Source organism: Pseudomonas sp. Bout1 (genome assembly GCF_034314165.1).
In the GTDB taxonomy this organism is placed as follows: Bacteria; Pseudomonadota; Gammaproteobacteria; order Pseudomonadales; family Pseudomonadaceae; genus Aquipseudomonas.
The window spans coordinates 4,770,717-4,788,074 of the sequence record NZ_JAVIWK010000001.1 but is presented as its reverse complement, the minus strand read 5'-3'; the positions used below and the strand labels follow the sequence as shown (position 1 = coordinate 4,788,074).

Sequence of the window (17,358 nt, the reverse complement as noted above, 5' to 3'; positions counted from 1 at the left end):
ACCATGGACGAATACCAGGAAGAATTGCTGGAGTACCAGGCCTTTGAACTGGATCCGCTGGATCCGGCCGATGATGCCACCGAGCTGTAAGACAGACGTCAGGCGGAATGCCGCTGACTGCGGCGAAATTCCCCTGGGGTCTGGTTGTTCCAGCGCTTGAAGGCTCGTTGAAAGGCTTCCGCTGAAGCAAAACCAAGCAGATAGGCAATTTCACCGAACGCCAGTTCGGTATCGCGAATGTAGGTCATGGCCAGGTCGCGGCGAGTGTCGTTGAGAATCGCCCGGAACTGAGTCCCTTCCTCCGCCAGCTTGCGCCGCAAGGTCCAGGTGGGCAGTTTCAAGCGTGACGCCACTTCTTCCAGGTCGGGTTCCCGGCCACCATTGAGCATCGGCCCGAGCAACCGGGTAATGCGCTCGCGCAGGCTGCGGGTGCGCGTCAACTGCTCCAGTTCCCGTTCACACAACTGCACCAGCAACTGCCAGGTACTTGGGCAATGTTGCGGGTTGCGCATGCCCAGGGTTTGCTGGCTCAGGCGCAGTTGATTGTGCTCGGCGCCAAACTGGATCGGGCAATCTCCCAGCACGCTGTAGCGCTCGCTGTAGTCGGGTGCCTGGAACTCAATTTCGATGCGCTGCGCTTGCACCGGTTGCAGGCAAAGGCTCGACAATTGATGCAGCCAGCCAGCGATGATCGAGTCCACCACAAAGCGGTTATAGGCGTTGTAGGGGCTGATGGAATAGAAGCGCAGCCAGGCGCCGTTGGCGTCCTCGTGAAAGCTTGACTGGCCGCGATAGTTGGAGCCGTACAAGGCTTCGAAACGCGTGAGGGTGCGTGCGGCTTCGCGCACGGTGGGCGCCTGGGCGGCGGTAACACCGGCGAGGCCCGCCTGGCTCAGGCGGCTGAGTTGGCCCATGCGCAGGCCCAGCCCGGGGTCGCCGGTCAGCTGGATGGCCGCAAAACCCAGGCGCATATAGCGCGGGATCGACAAGCGGGCGCCAGCCTCGGCCAGGCGCGCCGGGTCGAGCCCGTATTGCAGCAGTAATGGTTGCGGGTCCAAGCCGTGGCTGTGGATCGCATCGGCCAGGGTGTGGACAAAGCCCACCGATAAATCCCCCAGCCGCACCGGCTTCATCGCCTTACAGCCACACGTTCAGCAGGCGTGCACCATGGGCATTGCCGTCGGCGAACACCTGGCCGTTGCTGCTGAGGAAGCTTTGCCCGGCGCTGCCCATGTCAAAGAACTGCCCGCGCAGGAATACGCTCATGCCGGCAGTCGCCTGGCTGATGGGCTGTTGGCTGATCAGGGTCAGGCGGTGCCAGGCTTCGCCTTCGCTGAGTTCTTCGGGCTTGAGGCTGATTTCCGGTGGCGTCGACACGCTTTTGAAGCCGCGCCAAGGCTTGTCCCAGGTCTCGCGGCCAATCACGAAGGCCGGCACAGCCACCAACTGTGCACCTTGCTCGTTGAGCTTGCGGTAGTTGTCGGGGTACCAGCTGTCGCTGCCGATCAGGATGCCCAGGCGCCCGGCAGGGGTGTCGACCACGCTGATGGTGTTTTCGTCTCCCGGTTCGATAAAGCCGCGCTCGTCGAAAATCGGGTACAGCTGGCGTTGCGGCTGGCCCAGTGGCAATCCGTCGCGGTCGAATACCACGCTGGTGTTGTACAGCGCGCCATGGCCGATGTGCAGTTGGCCCTGGCTCACGCTCGGGTTGGGCAGGGCGATGGAACCGGCCACCAGGGTCACGCCGAACTCCTTGGCCAGGCCGCCGAACAGCACCTGATAGTCGCGGGCCATGGCCTGGGCCTTCATGCGCAGGTAGGCGTCGTCGATGCGGTCATCACCCTTGGCACTGATCAATGCCCGCAGGAACAGCAACGGGTTGCTCGCCGACAACCAGTTCATCGCTTCCTTGAGGTTGGTGGCCTGGTACAGCTCGTTTTTCTCGCCACTGACCATCAGCCAGGTGCCGATATGTTCCGGCAGCACCACGATGGTCTTGTCGTTGATCAGCCCCTGGTCCCGGGCCTTCTGCAGATAGGCCGCAAATTTCAGGTGCAGGCGTTCCAGGCTTTGGTAGTCGGCGGGGAACAGTTCCGGCTGGATGCCCAGCAGGTTGCCGCGGTCGGCGGGCACGCCTTGGTCGACGGCCAGGTTGATCCGCAGGTCGGACAGGTAATGCCCCACGGGGCGCTCCTGGGTCCAGACCAGATAGGCAGAAACGGCGGCAACCAGGGCCATGGTTAGGGTGAAGGCAAAAAGCTTACGCATGGGAAAAAGACAACAAACCGGGTTCAGAGCATGAGTTTTCGTGTGACCTGAGAATGAGGATACACAGACTCAACGGCTAACAGGAATTATTGCGTAGACGCCGAGGTTTTTCTTCACACACATCGACATCTGTTTGCCGTCAACAGACGTGTCACGGTCGCGCCATCGAAACCATGGTCTGCAGCCAAATTTCTTTGAGGCGCTCTTAAGCAACTGAACCCTCAGCAGCCGTCGCCCAGTGCAAACCTAATCAACTGAGCGCCGAGGGCGGCGGGCGGGCTGTTGGCAGCAGGCAGCATCAGGGTTGCCGCATCAAGCTCTCCCTGGAGCATCAGCCGTTCCAGTTCTGAGCTCCAATCGGTGACGATCTGCATTTCCAGGCTCGGTAAGCGCGCTCTCATCCGGGAAACCACCTCAAACACCACCGCGTCCGCGACGATCTGTGTCAGGCCCACGCGAAATCGTCCGCTCGGCATCGCGTTTTCCTGGGGAATACTCAGCAGGTGTGCAGCGTCCCTGAGCAGTTCCACGGCTTTTTCATAGATGCGATACCCCATTGCGGTAGGTGAAGGAGGGCGCGTCGTGCGGTCGAGCAGCGTTTCATCCAGCGTCTCCTCCAGATGCTGGATGCGGCGAGACACGGCGGATTGCGTCAGGCACAGGGTAAGCGCCGCCTTGGTCAGCGATGCGCTTTCGATGACAGTGAGGAAAGCTTTCAGGTCCTCAAATAGCATGCGCAATCCTCATTATGTTTTTGAAAATTATGCGCTTGATGAATTTTGCCGTCGAGACTAGCGTTACACCACTGGCCACCGCCGTGGACTGGCCACCGACCTCGTCAAGGACTCTGCCATGCCTTTAGTTCGAATCGACCTCGCCGCCGACACCAGCGTTGAAACCGCTGCGGCGATCGGCGATGTGGTATATGCCGCGATGACCAACGTTGCCAACGTGCCTGAGCACGATAAATTCCAGATCATCAACCGCCACGCCAAGGATGAGTTGGTGTACCCGGCGGCGGGGTACCTTGGGGTCACGTACACGCCCAAGATCGTTTTTATCCAGGTGACGTGGAACGCCGGGCGCACCATTGAGGTGAAAAAGGCCTTCTACAGGTTCATCGCCGAAGGCATCCACGCCAAGACCGGGCTGCGTAAGGAAGATGTGTGGATCAGCCTGGTGGATGTGAAACGTGAGGACTGGTCATTTGGCAATGGCGAGATGCAGTACGCGCCAACTGAATGACTGAAACACTAAAAGAGGGGCGACTGATCCATTAGTCGCCCCTCTTTTTTATTGGGCGTTCAGTGTTTCCAGAAACTGTACGTGCAGCAACTCAGCGCCCTTGGCCGATAATCTTGTCTTTTAAGCTCATTGCTGTCTCTCGTGTGGCGGAGTTACTTTCGTTCCATTCAAAAATACATGATTATAAAAATCTATTAAGTAGAGTTTGAGTTGAATCTGTTTTTATTGTGGGTCTTGCCGGGCCACCGCTGCGCGATTTGATCATTAACTTGTCACTTTCAGTCATTGAGCACCAAACCCTGGGCTCTTAGTCTGTGGGACATAAACCGATGGAGTGCCATACGAGCGCTCCACGTCCCGTGATGATCCGTTGTGGAGCTGTACCATGACCGCTGCTGCCTACCCGCACCTGCTGGCCCCGTTGGACCTGGGTTTTACCACCCTGCGTAACCGAACCCTGATGGGCTCGATGCACACCGGCCTTGAAGAGAAACCCGGCGGCTTTGAGCGTATGGCGGCGTACTTTGCCGAGCGTGCCCGTGGCGGCGTGGGCCTGATGGTGACCGGCGGCATTGGCCCGAACGATGAAGGCGGGGTGTATGCCGGTGCAGCCAAGCTGACCACCGTCGAGGAAGCGCAAAAGCACAAGATCGTGACCCGGGCGGTGCACGAGGCGGGCGGCAAGATTTGCATGCAGATCCTCCACGCCGGGCGTTATGCCTACAGCCCGAAACAGGTCGCGCCGAGTGCGATCCAGGCGCCAATCAATCCGTTCAAGCCCAAGGAGCTGGACGAAGAAGGCATCGAAAAGCAGATCAATGATTTCGTTACCTGTTCGGTACTGGCTCAGGTGGCCGAGTACGACGGCGTCGAAATCATGGGCTCCGAAGGGTATTTCATTAACCAGTTCCTCGCCGCCCACACCAACCACCGCACCGACCGTTGGGGGGGCAGCTATGAAAACCGCATGCGCCTGCCGGTGGAAATCGTGCGCCGGGTGCGCGAAGCAGTAGGCCCGAATTTCATCATTATCTTCCGCCTGTCGATGCTCGACCTGGTGGAAGGCGGCAGCACCTGGGAAGAGATCGTGCAGTTGGCCAAGGCCATCGAACAGGCCGGTGCGACCCTTATCAACACCGGTATCGGTTGGCACGAAGCGCGCATTCCGACCATCGCCACCAAGGTGCCGCGTGGCGCGTTCAGCAAAGTCACCGCCAAGTTGCGCGGTGCAGTGCAGATCCCGCTGATCACCACCAACCGCATCAACACCCCGGAAATTGCCGAGCAGATTCTGGCCGAAGGTGATGCGGACATGGTGTCGATGGCTCGCCCATTCCTGGCTGACCCGGACTTCGTCAACAAGGCCGCCGAAGGCCGCGCCGATGAAATCAACACCTGCATCGGCTGCAACCAGGCCTGCCTGGACCACACCTTCGGCGGCAAGCTGACCACCTGCCTGGTCAACCCGCGTGCCTGCTACGAAACCGAGCTCAACTACCTGCCGGTCAAGCAGATCAAGAAAATCGCCGTGGTCGGTGCCGGTCCTGCGGGCCTGGCGGCTGCCACCGTTGCCGCCGAGCGCGGGCATCAGGTGACCCTGTTCGATTCGGCCAGCGAGATCGGTGGCCAGTTCAACATTGCCAAGCGCGTTCCGGGCAAGGAAGAGTTTTTTGAAACCCTGCGCTACTTCAAGCGCAAGTTGCAGACCACTCACGTCGAGCTGTGCCTGAACACCCGGGTCAACGTTGAGCAACTGGTTGCGGGCGGTTACGACGAGGTCATCCTCGCCACCGGCATCGCGCCGCGTACGCCGGCGATCCCGGGCGTGGAAAACCCCAAGGTGCTGAACTACCTGGACGTGATCCTGGAGCGCAAGCCGGTGCGCCATCGCGTGGCGGTGATCGGTGCCGGCGGTATCGGTTTTGACGTGTCGGAATTCCTCGTGCATCAGGGTGTGTCCACCAGCCTGGACCGCGAGGCGTTTTGGAAAGAGTGGGGCATCGACACCCATCTGCAAGCGCGCGGCGGTGTGGCCGGGATCAAGCCCGAGCGCCATGCGCCGGCGCGCGAAGTGTTCCTGTTGCAGCGCAAGGCTTCCAAGGTTGGCGACGGCCTGGGCAAGACCACTGGGTGGATTCATCGCACGGGCCTGAAGAACAAGCAGGTGCAAATGCTCAACAGTGTCGAGTACCTGAAAATCGACGATGAAGGCCTGCACATCCGCATCGGCGCCGAGGGTGAACCGAAGGTGCTGGCGGTGGACAATATCGTTATTTGCGCCGGCCAGGATCCTTTGCGGGAATTGCACGACGGCCTGGTCGCGGCCGGGCAGAACGTGCACCTGATCGGCGGTGCGGACGTGGCGGCCGAGCTGGATGCCAAGCGCGCCATCAACCAGGGTTCGCGCCTGGCGGCCGAGCTGTAAACACGCAAAAGGGGCGGTGGTAGACTACCGCCCCTTTTCTTGTGCAGAACTGCCCTCATGGGTCCTTTCGACTGGCTTCCCCGCGCGCCCCTTGAACTCCTGAAGCTCGACTGGATGGGGTCGGTGGAGGTGGCGGTGCTGCGCCTGGACCGCATCGACCCGCTGATCAGCGGCAACAAATGGTTCAAGCTTACCGAGCACTTGGCGCAAGGCCGGGCGGCAGGTGCTACCGGCATCATTAGCCTGGGCGGGGCCTACTCCAATCATCTGCATGCACTGGCGGCGGCCGGGAAACGCTTCGGCTTCCCGACCGTTGGCTTGCTGCGTGGCCATCCGCAAGACACGCCCACGGTGCTCGATCTCAAAGCCTTTGGCATGCAGCTGCATTGGTTGGGTTATGGCGGCTATCGTGCGCGCAATGAGCCGGACTTCTGGCTGCCGTGGCGCGAGCAATATCCGAACCTGCACGCGGTGCCCGAAGGCGGCGGTGGCTTGGCCGGTGCGTTGGGCTGCGGGGTATTGGTTAGTCAGGTGCGGGCGCAATTAAGCGGCCTGGGCTGGGCGGGCTATGACGGTTGGTGGCTGGCAGCAGGCACCGGCACCACGCTGGCGGGGTTGGTGCTGGCCGAGGTGGGTGCGCATCCGGTGTACGGTGCGTTGGCGGTGCCCGACGACCATGGGGTGGCGCAGCAGGTACAGGCGCTGGTGCAGGATGGTTTTGAATTGCTGGAGGCCAGTCGTGGCGGTTTTGCCAAGGTTGATCCGCAGTTGCTGGGGTTTATCGAGGCCACCGAGCAAGCCTGCGGGCTGCCACTGGAGCCGCTGTATACCGGCAAGGCGCTGTTGGCGTTGAAGCAGCAGATTGAAGCCGGCCGCTTCGTTCCTGGGACTCGCCTGATCTTCGTCCACACTGGCGGCCTGCAAGGCCGCCGAGGGTTTGCGGTTAGGCACTGTTGATGGGGTCGGTGGGTGGTGTACATATCCGTTATTCAGGTAACGGCTGATATGGGTTCCGCTCTTACAGCGGGTCACTTTTGAAAAGCGCAAAAGTAACCAAAACGCTCTGCCCCGCCTGTCGGCACCTCGCCTAGGCTCGGTGTGCCCTCACTCCGGCATTGCTCCGCGGGCCGCCGCGACGGCCCGTCCCTGGCCCGTCGCGGCTAAACCGGCGTCCTGCCGGTTTACCCGCTCCTCAATCCCTGCGTTCGGCCTCGGGCTGAATGGGGCAGTTAGATCAAGATCACAAGCAAGATCAAGGGCACGGCGGCCTGAAAGCCGACCTGAGTGTTAAAAGCCAAGGCAAAAGCTGTAGGAGCTGGCTTGCCGGCGATGCAGGCAACTCGGTCTTTCAGATACACAGAGGCGATGCCATCGCAGGCAAGCCAGCTCCTACATTTGAACCGTTCCTGCTTTAGCTTTTGATCTGGCTTTTAACACTCAAGCCGGCCTGTAGGCCGCTGTGCTGTTGATCTGCTTGTGATCTTGATCTTAGGCGCCCCGTCAACCACGCTGGCCGAACGCAGGTATTACGGAGCGGGTAAACCGGCAGGACGCCGGTTTAGCCGCGACGGGCCAGGGACGGGCCGTCGCGGCGGCCCGCGGAGTAATGCCGGAGTGAGGGCACACCGAGCCTAAGCGAGGTGCCGAGTGGTGGGGCAAGAGCCTTTTGGTTACTTTTGGGCTCCTTTCAAAAGTGACCCGCCGTAAGGGCGGAACCCATCTAAACCATCACCGAAAAAACGGATATGCCCCCCACCCGACCCAGCCCCAACACAAATTATGCGTCGATACCTATGGCTATCGCAGGCAACCTCCCTCCCACATCCAGTCGCAGAGTTTACTGACTGCTCTCTCGCTTGCCGGGCATCATCCGCAACGCAGTATTGTCGCGCAGCATGTAGTGGTGAACGATCGCGGCCAACGCATGCAGTCCGATCAACCAGTAACCGATCTTGCCGAACAGCACATGCCAGCTTTCAATCTCCTTGGCCAACGCCTTGTTTTCGGCAATCAGTGGCGGCAACTCAATGCCGTAGAACATCACCGAATGCCCCTCGGCACTGACGATCAGCCAGCCGGCGATGGGCATGCCGATCATCAAGGCGTACAGCGCCATGTGCATCAGGGTCGCGAGGAGGGTTTGCCACTGCGGCGGGGCCGGCACGATCTTCGGCGCCACGCCCAGGCTGCGGGCGAACAACCGTAGCCACACCAGCACAAACACGGTCAGGCCAAACATGAAGTGCATTTCCACGATCAACGTACGTGCACCGCTGCCTTTGGGAAACTGCCCGCGTAACTCAATGCAGGCGTAGACCACCGCCAGCAGCACCACCATCAGCCAGTGCAACGCAATCGACATGGTGCTGTAACGCGTATCGGAATTTTTCCAGGGCATCGCTTTCTTCCTCACTCATCAGGGCAAACCTCCGTTCTTTCGCGACGGAGTCCTTTCAATGTAAGCCTGTTTTACGAGGTTTGCCCGTGAGAGGAGGGCGCAGAGGCGATCTTTTGATCTCGATCAGTTGCCCTGCGGCATTTCACCCCGCGCCAGGCGTTGGTTAATGTCGGCAACAACGTCGGGCAGGTCGGTGATGGTGTCGATCATGTAGTGCGGGCGCGAGCCTTCGAACAGGGCCTGGATGCGCTTGCGTTCGCTGGCGAGTGTGTCCGCGTCCAGGGCACGGAACTGCTCGTAGGTCAGGCCCAGGGCGTTGCCCGAACAGGTCAGCGCCACGGTCCACATGCCGGCGCGACGGCCTTCAAGGATGCCCGGCACGGTGTCGTCGATCTTCACGCAGGCCGCTACATCATCAATTCCCAGGGCGATCACGTTGGCCAGGGCCTGGGCGGGCCACGGGCGGCCTTTGGGCACTTCGTCGGTGGCCACCACGTGGTCGGCGACGTAGCCATTGGCGGCGGCCAGCTCGACCACCTTGTCCATCACCTGCTTGGGGTAGCCGGAGCACGAGCCGATCTTGATCCCTTGCTTGCGCAGGCTGGCGATGGTGTCCAGGGCGCCGGGGATCAGTGCCGAATGTTCGGCGATTTTCTCGATCTGCAGCGGCATGAAGCGCTGGTAGATAGCGGTCACGTCGTCGTCGGTCGGCGTGCGGCCAAAAGCCTTGCGATAACGCTCGGCCACCTGCGGCTGGTCGCACAGGGTGCGGATGTGGTCCCACTTGCCCATGCCCATCGGGCCGCGGGCTTCTTCGATGGAAACCTGCACGTCGAACTCGGCGAAGGCCTCGACAAAAATCTGCGTGGGGGCGAACGAGCCGAAGTCGACCACGGTGCCGGCCCAGTCGAGGATCGCGGCTTGAAGCTGGGTTGGGTTTGCGTAGTTCATGGTTCAGATCCTGTTAGAGGTTGGCAGTCAGATGTCGAGCACGTTCATTTCTTGCAGCACCTCGGCCACCGCCGCGACCGCAGCTTGCATCTCGGCCCGGTTCACATGGCCGATGCAGCCCACGCGGAAGGTTTCGACCTGGGTCAATTTGCCGGGGTAGAGGATGAAACCCTTGGCCTTGACCCGCTCGTAGAACTCCTTGAACTGGTAGCGCGGGTCTTTCGGTGCATGGAAGGTGACGATGATCGGCGCCTGGATCGCGGCAGGCAGGAAGCTGCGCAGGCCGAGCTCGGCCATGCCTTCCAGCAGCGCCTGGCAATTGTCGGCGTAGCGCTGGTGCCGGGCGGGCAAACCGCCTTCTTCGTTGTATTGCAGCAGGGCTTCGTGCAGCGCCGCCACCACGTGGGTCGGCGGGGTGAAGCGCCACTGGCCGGTCTTGGCCATGTAGCTGTGCTGGTCAAACAGGTCCATCGCCAGGGAATGGCTGTTGCCTTGGGCAACGGCCAACGCCTGCTTTTCAGCGAACACAAAGCCCATGCCCGGTACGCCTTCCAGGCACTTGCCCGAGGCAGCGATCAGGGCGTCGAACGGCACTTCACGGGCGTCGATTGGCAAGGCACCGAAGGAACTCATGGCGTCGATGATCAAGCGCTTGCCATGGCGGGCGATGACCTGGGCGATCTCGGGCAGCGGGTTGAGAATCCCGGTGCTGGTTTCGCAATGGATCAGCGCGACATGGGTGATGCCCTTGTCGGCGTGCAGCAGGCGGTCGACGTCGGCGGCGGTGGTGGGTTCGTTTTCAGCGGTTTCAAAGGTGCTGAACGCGCGGCCGAGCACTTCGCAGATCTTCGCCAGGCGCTTGCCGTAGGCGCCGTTGATCAGCACCAGCACCTTGCCGTCCCGTGGGACCAGAGTGCCAATGGCCGCTTCCACGGCGAAGGTGCCACTGCCTTGCAATGGCACGCAATTGTGGCTGTGGGTCCCATTGACGATCACCAGCAGTTGCTCGCAGAGGCTGGCGGTCAGTTGGTTGAAGCGGTCATCCCATGAACCCCAGTCGACCATCATGGCCTGGCGGGTGCGGGCCGAGGTAGTCAAGGGCCCGGGGGTCAGCAGGATCGGCGCGGCAGTACTCATTCTATGTCCTCGCAAACGTTGGGATGAAGCTACGGGGCATAAATTGCAGTTTGGCTTGTCATCAATCAAATTGTTTGTTGTTATGCGAGCTATCAGTGAGGCCGATAGCTATGAACTTATTCCAACTGCGTGCGTTTGACGCCGTGGCCCGCGAGGGCAGTTTTACCCGGGCGGCCGAGCGGTTATTCATCAGCCAGCCGGCAGTGACCGGGCATATCAAGGCGCTGGAAGAGCACTACCAGATTGCGCTGCTGCGGCGCACGGCCAGGCGCGTGGAGCTGACGGAGGAGGGCACCAAACTCGCCGCGATCACGCGCGCCATCTTCGGCCTGGTGGACGAAGCGCAGACGTTACTGGAGGCCAACCGACAACTGCTCGCCGGGCGCCTGGAAGTCGCGGCAGACGGCCCGCACATGGTCATGCCGATGCTGGCCAGGCTGCGTGAACGTTACCCGGGGATCACCGTCAATTTGCGCCTGGGCAATGCTCAGGAAACCCTGGCCGCGCTGTTGTCGGAGCGTGCGGATGTGGCCGTGCTGACAGAGGTAGAGCCGCGCAAGGGGCTGCACCTGCAGCCGTTGATCGAGTCACGGATTTGCGCGTTGGTGCCGGCCGGTCATCCATGGTTGGCGCAGCCTGCGGGGATTCGGCTCAAGCAGTTGGATCAAGTGATCATGGTGCTGCGCGAGCCTGGCTCCATCACCCGACGCACGTTTGACGACGCCTGCGCCCAGACCGGCGTGCAGCCCAAGGTGTTGCTGGAACTGGACAGCCGTGAGGCGGTGACGGAAGCGGTGGCGGCTGAGTTGGGGGTTGGGGTGGTGTCGTCGATGGAGGTGAGTCGGGATCCACGGGTGCATGCGATTCCGATCCAGGGTGAGGGGCTGGTGAACCGGCATGTGATCGGGTGCATGGAGCGGCGGCGTAAGTTGCGGTTGATTCAGGCGTTTTTCGAGTTGGCGCCCTGAATGGGGGAGGGCCTCAAATTCAGCGCAAACTTTTGCGCATGATCTCCAGAAGCGTCGCCGTGCTCGGCGGGTTGCTGATTTCAGCTGCCGTCGCCCTGGTGATGGGCGCCTTGCACACCGCCAGCGTGGTGCTGGTGTTTATCGTGTTCGCCGGCGCGGCGCTGTTTTCCTTGCTGGTGTTGATGCCCTGCTGGAATGACAGGCCGGCGGTGCTGGCGCAGGTGGGCGACTTCGTACCGGGCCGTGAGCGCACAATCAATCCCTTGCGCACCTGAGGGGCATGGCCGGTTTTTTGGTGGATTAGAGTGTTTCAGCGCTATAAACTCTGCCCCCAAAGCGCCGGCCAGTAGACGTCTCGGTGCGATGGATAGAAGAGAGTGAGTCATGGGCGCACAGTGGAAAGTCAAACATAAAGAAGCGGCATCCAATGCCAAGGGCAAGATCTTCGGCAAGCTGGTGAAAGAGATCACTATTGCCGCCCGCAACGGTGCCGACACCACCACCAACGCACATTTGCGCCTGGTGGTGGAGCAGGCCAAAAAGGCCTCGATGCCCAAGGAAACCCTGGAGCGCGCGATCAAGAAAGGCGCCGGTCTGCTCGGTGAGACCGTGCAATACCACCGCGTGACCTACGAAGGTTTTGCCCCGCACCAGGTGCCGCTGATCGTTGAATGCGTAACCGACAACATCAACCGCACCGTGGCGGAAATCCGCGTGGCGTTCCGCAAGGGGCAACTCGGTGCGTCCGGCTCCGTGGCATGGGACTTCAACCATGTGGGCCTGATCGAAGCCTCGCCGGAAAGCCCCGACGCCGATCCGGAAATGGCCGCGATTGAAGCCGGTGCCCAGGATTTCGAAGACGGCGAGGAAGAGGGCAGCACCCTGTTCATCACCGAGACCACCGACCTGGACGCCGTGCAGAAAGCCTTGCCGGAGCAGGGTTTTACGGTGTTGTCGGCCAAGCTGGGCTACATCGCGAAAAACCCGGTGAGCGGTTTGAGCGATGAGCAGATGGCCGAAGTCGAAGCCTTCCTGGAAGGTTTGGACAACCATGACGATGTGCAGGATATGTTTGTCGGGTTGGCGGGTTAATTCCAGTCTGAAGTGAACCCGGTCCAAATGTGGAAGCGGGCTTGCTCGCGAATGCGGTGTGTCAGTCGATACATACTTGGCTGATACACCGTATTCGCAAGCAAGCCCGCACACACGTTGGTTTAGCGCAGTTAGGAAGACCGCAACAGGGTTGTGATTTCCTCAAACCCGGGCCGGGCAAGCACATCCGGCTGGCAGCAGTTATCCCGCAAGCTTTCCAGTGCCACGCATTCCTCCTCGCTCAACCCCGCATCAATCCGTTCCAGCAACTCCCCCAGCAACACCCCGAACGCCCGCACTTCGATGCGCTGCAACGCCCGGGTTTCCTGGCTGTCGAGCGAGGCATGAAACGACGCGGCACCAAAATCCCCGAGCAGACACTCACCGGCTTCATTCCACAGAATGTTATGTCCGTACAAATCGCCGTGGGTGATGCCTTGCTCATGCAGGTGCGCCGCCACCGAGGCAATACCCCGAGCCATGCGTAACGCCACGTCGGCGCTGAAGCGTGTGGTCGGTTCGTATATATCGCGGGTGCATGACGCCAGGCTCGGCAGGGCCGCAAGGTTGCGGTAGCTCGGTTCGATCAGTTGCATCACCAGCGCCGCCTGGCCTTCGGGATGGTCGACGACCCGGCCTTGCACCTTGATCAAATTGGCATGCAGCCCGGCAGCGATGCAGGCGTGCATTTCGTGCAGCGGCGAGCCGTCGCTGGTGATGCTGCCTTTATACAATTTGACCGCCACTGCCTTGGCCGGCCCGGTGGGCGGTATCCAGGACGCCTTGCGGATGATCCCGGAAGCGCCTTCGCCCAGCACTTCCCCCAACACCAATTGCGACCAGGGAATATTCGGCGTTGCGTCATCGCGGGCCACTTCCACGGCCATTTCCACCGGGTTGCCGGCATAGGCCAGCCAGGTCAGGCTCGGCAAGGTCAGCAGCCAGTCGGGCAGGTGGGTCAGGCGGTTGGAGGCGATGCGGATCAGTTCGAGCTTTTTGCACTGGGCCAGGCTTGGCGGCAGGTCTTCGAGGTGGTTACCGGCCAGCATCAGTTTTTGCAGCAACGGCCGTTCGCCCAGCTCGCTCGGCAACTGGCTGATGCGGTTATCGGTGAGGATCAGCCAGCGCAGCAGGGGCGGTAACGCAGCAGCAGGGACGCGGCTGATCTGGTTCGACTTAAAGCCGATCATGCTCAACTGCGCGCATTGGCCCAGGCATTCCGGCAATTCGGTAAAGGCGTTTTCCGAACAGAACAGCACGCGCAAATGCGGCAGGCGGTGCAGGTCATCCGGCAGGCTGCTGAGGGCATTGCCGGTGAGGTTGAGGATTTCCAGGGAGTCGGCCAGGTCGAAGATTTCCCGGGGGAACTCGGTCAGCCCGCAGCGCAGGTCCAGGCGTTTGATACCGGCCAATTGGCCGGCCTTGAGTTGGGCAAGGGTATCCATGAACAGCGCGTCACTCGGCAATAGGGGCGTGAATGGCGCTCATGATAGCGGGTTGCGGGCCGATCTTCTGCAACTGCCCCAGCCGGCTGGCGGTGCGTGCCAGGTCAATTGCCTGGCCGCTGAGGGATTCTTCCAGCGGCTGCTCGCCGATCAGCACCAAGTGTTTGTCCTGGTCGTAAAGCACATCTATCAGGTTGATGAACCGTTGCTGGGTGGCAATCGGGCTGTCTGCCAGGCAGGGCAAACCGTCGATGACCCAGCGATCGTAGTCGCGGCACAGCTGCAAATAGTCCATGACGGCGGTCGGTTGGTCGCACAGGTCGCCGAAGGTGAAGGCGATGCAGCGGCCCTGATGCCAGCGGGCGGTCAGTTGCCGGGCGCCGACGGCCAGGCTTATAGCGGCGTGACCCGCTGACCGCAGCCCCAAGGCTTCGCGTTGCGCAGGCGTACCCGGCCAGACGAACTGCCCAGCGGTGAAACGCTGATCGCCATGGGCCTGGGCCAGGCCACGATAATCCTGGGGCGCGCTGACTTCCATCACGTCCATGCGCGCACTGATCAGCTCGATGACCGGCTTGAAGCGTTGGTGGTACAACGGGTTCGGCAACAACCCGGCGGGCGGGTAGTTGGAGGTCACCAATACCAGCACGCCACGCCGGAACAGCGCCTTGAACAAGCGGCTGATGAGCATCGCATCGCCGATGTCGTGGACATGAAACTCATCGAAGCACAGCACGCGACAGCCATCGAGCAGCTCATCCAGGGTCACGGCCAGGGCATCGCGCTGCTGGCGATGGCTGAACATGCCCTGGTGCAGCCGGGCGAAAAAATCGTGGAAGTGCACGCGTTGTTTCTCGGCAAGCGGCAGTGCCTGGAAAAAACCATCGAGCAACCAGCTTTTGCCCCGACCGACGGCGCCGTACAGGTACAGGCTGCGGGTAGGGCACCCGGCCAGCAGGTGTGCGGCTTGCCGGGCCATGGTCTCGATGACCTGTAACTGGCTGGGGCTGAGGGTGTAGCCCTGTTGCCGGGCCTTGCCCAAAAAAAATGCCGTGATGCCGGGGTCGGCAACGGGCGCTGCAGGTTTACCCAGCAACCGTTTAAGCAGGGGCGGTAAAGCAGCCAATGGTTGTCACTCTGTGTTTCGGTGGTCGCTCACTTTAGAGCGCCGATTGCGGTTTGACCAATAGAGAAGTACGCCGCGAGCTCTCTGGAAACGGCATGACCTGACTGGCGGATTCCTCTTGAGTGACTAACCTCATACACAGCAGTCACCCCTGTACAAGGATTTGGGGCAGTGAAAGGACACGCAGTCTTGGCAGTCATGAGCGCGATGCTCTGCAACACGGTTTATGGTGCACAGCTCCAGGTGGAGGTGCGTATCGACGTGCAGCGCGGTTGCCAATTGGTCGGCACCACGCGTGACGCAGGCATCGAGCAACTCGGCGTGCTGGATTTTGGCAGTGGTTCCCGGCTGGACGACCCGGCAGGCCCGTTGAGCGCCGCGTTGATCAGCCAGCGCCAGCCACGCCTGGAATGCAACCCGGATACGCCGTATCAGATGCGTGTCGACGGCGGCTTGCATGGCGGCGTCGGCGAAGTGCGTTACCTGGGCGCCACGGCGCCTTCGATCAAACCCATTCCCTATCGTATTTATGTCGACGCCGCGCGCCGCATCCCCTTGGCGGTGGACGTACCGGTGAGTGGCCGCGTGCCCGACTCCGGCACGGTAGACCTGCCCCTCTACGGGCGCATCGAGCCGCTCAAGGACATCCCGGCCGTGGGGCGTTATTCCGACCTGCTCAAAGTGACGGTGACATGGTAAGCCGCGGCTTGGCCTTCGTGGCGCTGGGCGGCCTGTTGCTGCTGGCCGATGACGCCCAGGCGGCGGTCGCCGGGCAGATTCATGCACGGCTGGTGATCACCGCCAGTTGCCAGGTAAGCAAAGGCACCGACAGCGCGCCGGTCAGCCCGGACGGCGGCTCGGCCTTGCTCGACTTTGGGAGCCACGGGCCCACGTGGGACAACCGCCTGGGTGCCGGCATCAGTGACGGCGACAAGGCGGCCCTGGCGGTGTCGTGCAATCCCTCGGTGGTGAGCAGTTTCACCGTGACAATCGACGGTGGCGCCCACGGCGACGGCACCACGCGGCGCCTGAGCAACGGCCGGCAAACCATTCCGTATCGGCTGTCGGCCGATTCCGCGGGCCTGCGCACTTACAGCATCGGCCAGCAACGCAATTTCGTCGTGACCAAGGGCGCACAGGTACCGATCCCGGTATTCGGCTCGGTGGTGGCGAATACCAGGGCCCTACCGGCCGGCATCTACACAGACACCCTGACGGTGACTCTGGATTGGTAAATCATGAGGATGGACATCATGCATGCACTTGTATCGAAAGCAGTTTTCCCATTAATCGCGCTGGCGTGGGTGTCGGGCGCCCAGGCGGCGACCACCGTCACGGGGCAGATCAGTTCCACCCTGATCCTTACCAACAGCTGCCTGGTCAATGGCGCCGCCGGCACCACGGGCTTGAACTTCGGTACGATCAATTTCGGCACCACCAACAGCCAGTTCACCACGGCGACCGGCCAAGTGCTGGGCGGTGGCGGTGGCGCGTTGTCGATCCAGTGTTCTTCGGGCACTTCGCCGGTGATCACCGTGGGTGCAGGCTCCCATGACGGCCAATCCACTGGCGGCTCCCGCGCGCTGTATGACGGCGTGGCCAATTTCGTGCCGTATGACTTCTACACCGACTCCGGGCATTCGACGCTCCTGGCGATCAACGGCACCATCAATGTGGGCGCGAGCACGGGCTTGGCGCAAACCGTGAATATCTACGGCCAGGCCGTGGGCAAGACGGGACTGCCGGCCGGCACCTACACCGACACGGTGTCTGTCCAGTTGACGTTCTAAAACCATGAGGCGTGCCTGCTGTACGACGCTTTTGGTGATGGTGGGTTGGGGTCTGCCGTTGTCGCTGCTGGCGGTCACCAGCCAGACGTTACAGGTCAGCGCGACGATAGCCGCGGGATGCCTGGTGGTGGGCGGCGGGACGAATTACGGCAGCCTCGCGTTCGGCACGTATTCGGCGCTGGCCACCAGCACGGTCTCGGTGGCGTTGAGCAGTGGGGTAACGCTGCAATGCACGCCAGGGGTCACGTTGAACATGAGCGTCGATGGCGGCTTGCACAACGTCAGCGGCCGGCGCATGCAGCTCAATAGCGGCAGCGCCCAAGTGGCGTATCAACTGTTTCAAGACGCGGCGCTGAGTCAGAGCCTGGGGGTCAGCCAGAGCGTCAGCGTGGCCTACAGCAACGCAAACGCGATAACCCTGCCGATCTACGGCCGGGTGGTATTACCGGGTAATCAGCCTGGGGGGACGTACAGCGACGTGCTGCAGGTGCAGCTGTCCTGGTAAGGCGATTG

The 17,358-nt window shown here is 61.6% G+C and carries 18 protein-coding genes; 10 read left to right on the top strand and 8 right to left on the bottom strand.

The window, feature by feature from the left end:
• Positions 1-98: 98 nt before the first annotated feature.
• From RGV33_RS22200 to RGV33_RS22190, 3 genes are all read right to left on the bottom strand, one after another.
• The gene (locus RGV33_RS22200) at positions 99-1,133 is read right to left on the bottom strand and encodes an AraC family transcriptional regulator (RefSeq protein ID WP_322146149.1); all 1,035 of its coding nucleotides are present in this window, start codon (positions 1,131-1,133) and stop codon (positions 99-101) included.
• Positions 1,134-1,137: 4 nt separating this feature from the next.
• The gene (locus tag RGV33_RS22195) at positions 1,138-2,268 is read right to left on the bottom strand and encodes a carbon-nitrogen hydrolase family protein (protein ID WP_322146148.1); all 1,131 of its coding nucleotides are present in this window, start codon (positions 2,266-2,268) and stop codon (positions 1,138-1,140) included.
• Positions 2,269-2,489: 221 nt separating this feature from the next.
• Positions 2,490-3,002, bottom strand: a complete 513-nt coding sequence (locus tag RGV33_RS22190) for a LysR family transcriptional regulator (RefSeq protein WP_322146147.1) — start codon at positions 3,000-3,002, stop codon at positions 2,490-2,492.
• A gap of 118 nt (positions 3,003-3,120) precedes the next feature.
• Between RGV33_RS22190 and RGV33_RS22185 the strand changes: the two genes are divergently transcribed.
• The 3 genes from RGV33_RS22185 to RGV33_RS22175 all read left to right on the top strand — a co-directional run bounded on the left by RGV33_RS22185 (position 3,121) and on the right by RGV33_RS22175 (position 6,895).
• A complete protein-coding gene (locus tag RGV33_RS22185; protein ID WP_322146146.1) occupies positions 3,121-3,513 on the top strand; it encodes a tautomerase family protein in 393 nt (130 codons plus the stop codon).
• 385 nt (positions 3,514-3,898) lie between these two features.
• A complete protein-coding gene (locus RGV33_RS22180; protein WP_322146145.1) occupies positions 3,899-5,938 on the top strand; it encodes an NADPH-dependent 2,4-dienoyl-CoA reductase in 2,040 nt (679 codons plus the stop codon).
• 57 nt (positions 5,939-5,995) lie between these two features.
• On the top strand, positions 5,996-6,895 hold the full coding sequence (locus RGV33_RS22175) for a 1-aminocyclopropane-1-carboxylate deaminase (RefSeq protein WP_322146144.1): 900 nt from the start codon (positions 5,996-5,998) through the stop codon (positions 6,893-6,895).
• Between the two features lie 880 nt (positions 6,896-7,775).
• Here RGV33_RS22175 and RGV33_RS22170 read toward each other — a convergent pair.
• The 3 genes from RGV33_RS22170 to RGV33_RS22160 form a co-directional block, all read right to left on the bottom strand.
• The gene (locus RGV33_RS22170) at positions 7,776-8,336 is read right to left on the bottom strand and encodes a cytochrome b (protein WP_322146143.1); all 561 of its coding nucleotides are present in this window, start codon (positions 8,334-8,336) and stop codon (positions 7,776-7,778) included.
• Between the two features lie 123 nt (positions 8,337-8,459).
• On the bottom strand, positions 8,460-9,287 hold the full coding sequence (phnX, locus tag RGV33_RS22165; RefSeq protein WP_322146142.1) for a phosphonoacetaldehyde hydrolase: 828 nt from the start codon (positions 9,285-9,287) through the stop codon (positions 8,460-8,462).
• Between the two features lie 27 nt (positions 9,288-9,314).
• The gene (locus RGV33_RS22160) at positions 9,315-10,424 is read right to left on the bottom strand and encodes a 2-aminoethylphosphonate--pyruvate transaminase (RefSeq protein ID WP_322146141.1); all 1,110 of its coding nucleotides are present in this window, start codon (positions 10,422-10,424) and stop codon (positions 9,315-9,317) included.
• 110 nt (positions 10,425-10,534) lie between these two features.
• On the opposite strand from RGV33_RS22160, the gene RGV33_RS22155 reads away from it, so the two are divergent.
• The 3 genes from RGV33_RS22155 (at position 10,535) to RGV33_RS22145 (ending at position 12,484) form a co-directional block, all read left to right on the top strand.
• Entirely contained in the window at positions 10,535-11,392 is an 858-nt protein-coding gene (locus tag RGV33_RS22155; protein WP_322146140.1) for a LysR substrate-binding domain-containing protein, read from the top strand.
• Positions 11,393-11,430: 38 nt separating this feature from the next.
• Entirely contained in the window at positions 11,431-11,667 is a 237-nt protein-coding gene (locus RGV33_RS34320) for a hypothetical protein (protein ID WP_416152081.1), read from the top strand.
• Positions 11,668-11,776: 109 nt separating this feature from the next.
• Positions 11,777-12,484, top strand: a complete 708-nt coding sequence (locus RGV33_RS22145) for a YebC/PmpR family DNA-binding transcriptional regulator (protein ID WP_322146139.1) — start codon at positions 11,777-11,779, stop codon at positions 12,482-12,484.
• 131 nt (positions 12,485-12,615) lie between these two features.
• Here RGV33_RS22145 and RGV33_RS22140 read toward each other — a convergent pair whose 3' ends face one another.
• Both RGV33_RS22140 and zapE read right to left on the bottom strand, forming a co-directional pair.
• Positions 12,616-13,929 carry a leucine-rich repeat-containing protein kinase family protein gene (locus tag RGV33_RS22140; RefSeq protein ID WP_322146138.1) on the bottom strand — a complete coding sequence of 438 codons (1,314 nt, stop codon included), beginning with the start codon at positions 13,927-13,929 and terminating at the stop codon, positions 12,616-12,618.
• Between the two features lie 10 nt (positions 13,930-13,939).
• On the bottom strand, positions 13,940-15,055 hold the full coding sequence (gene zapE / locus RGV33_RS22135) for a cell division protein ZapE (RefSeq protein WP_322146137.1): 1,116 nt from the start codon (positions 15,053-15,055) through the stop codon (positions 13,940-13,942).
• 207 nt (positions 15,056-15,262) lie between these two features.
• On the opposite strand from zapE, the gene RGV33_RS22130 reads away from it, so the two are divergent.
• From RGV33_RS22130 to RGV33_RS22115, 4 genes are read left to right on the top strand one after another with little or no spacing between them, the layout of a single operon-like run.
• Positions 15,263-15,754: a spore coat U domain-containing protein gene (locus tag RGV33_RS22130; RefSeq protein ID WP_416152133.1), complete on the top strand. Its 492-nt coding sequence runs from the start codon at positions 15,263-15,265 to the stop codon at positions 15,752-15,754.
• The gene (locus RGV33_RS22125; protein WP_322146135.1) at positions 15,748-16,290 is read left to right on the top strand and encodes a spore coat protein U domain-containing protein; all 543 of its coding nucleotides are present in this window, start codon (positions 15,748-15,750) and stop codon (positions 16,288-16,290) included. The genes RGV33_RS22130 and RGV33_RS22125 overlap by 7 nt, the downstream gene beginning before the upstream one ends.
• Before the next feature lie 18 nt (positions 16,291-16,308).
• Positions 16,309-16,845, top strand: coding sequence for a spore coat U domain-containing protein (locus tag RGV33_RS22120; protein ID WP_322146134.1), 537 nt, complete (start codon positions 16,309-16,311; stop codon positions 16,843-16,845).
• 4 nt (positions 16,846-16,849) lie between these two features.
• On the top strand, positions 16,850-17,350 hold the full coding sequence (locus RGV33_RS22115) for a spore coat U domain-containing protein (RefSeq protein ID WP_322146133.1): 501 nt from the start codon (positions 16,850-16,852) through the stop codon (positions 17,348-17,350).
• Positions 17,351-17,358: the final 8 nt, after the last annotated feature.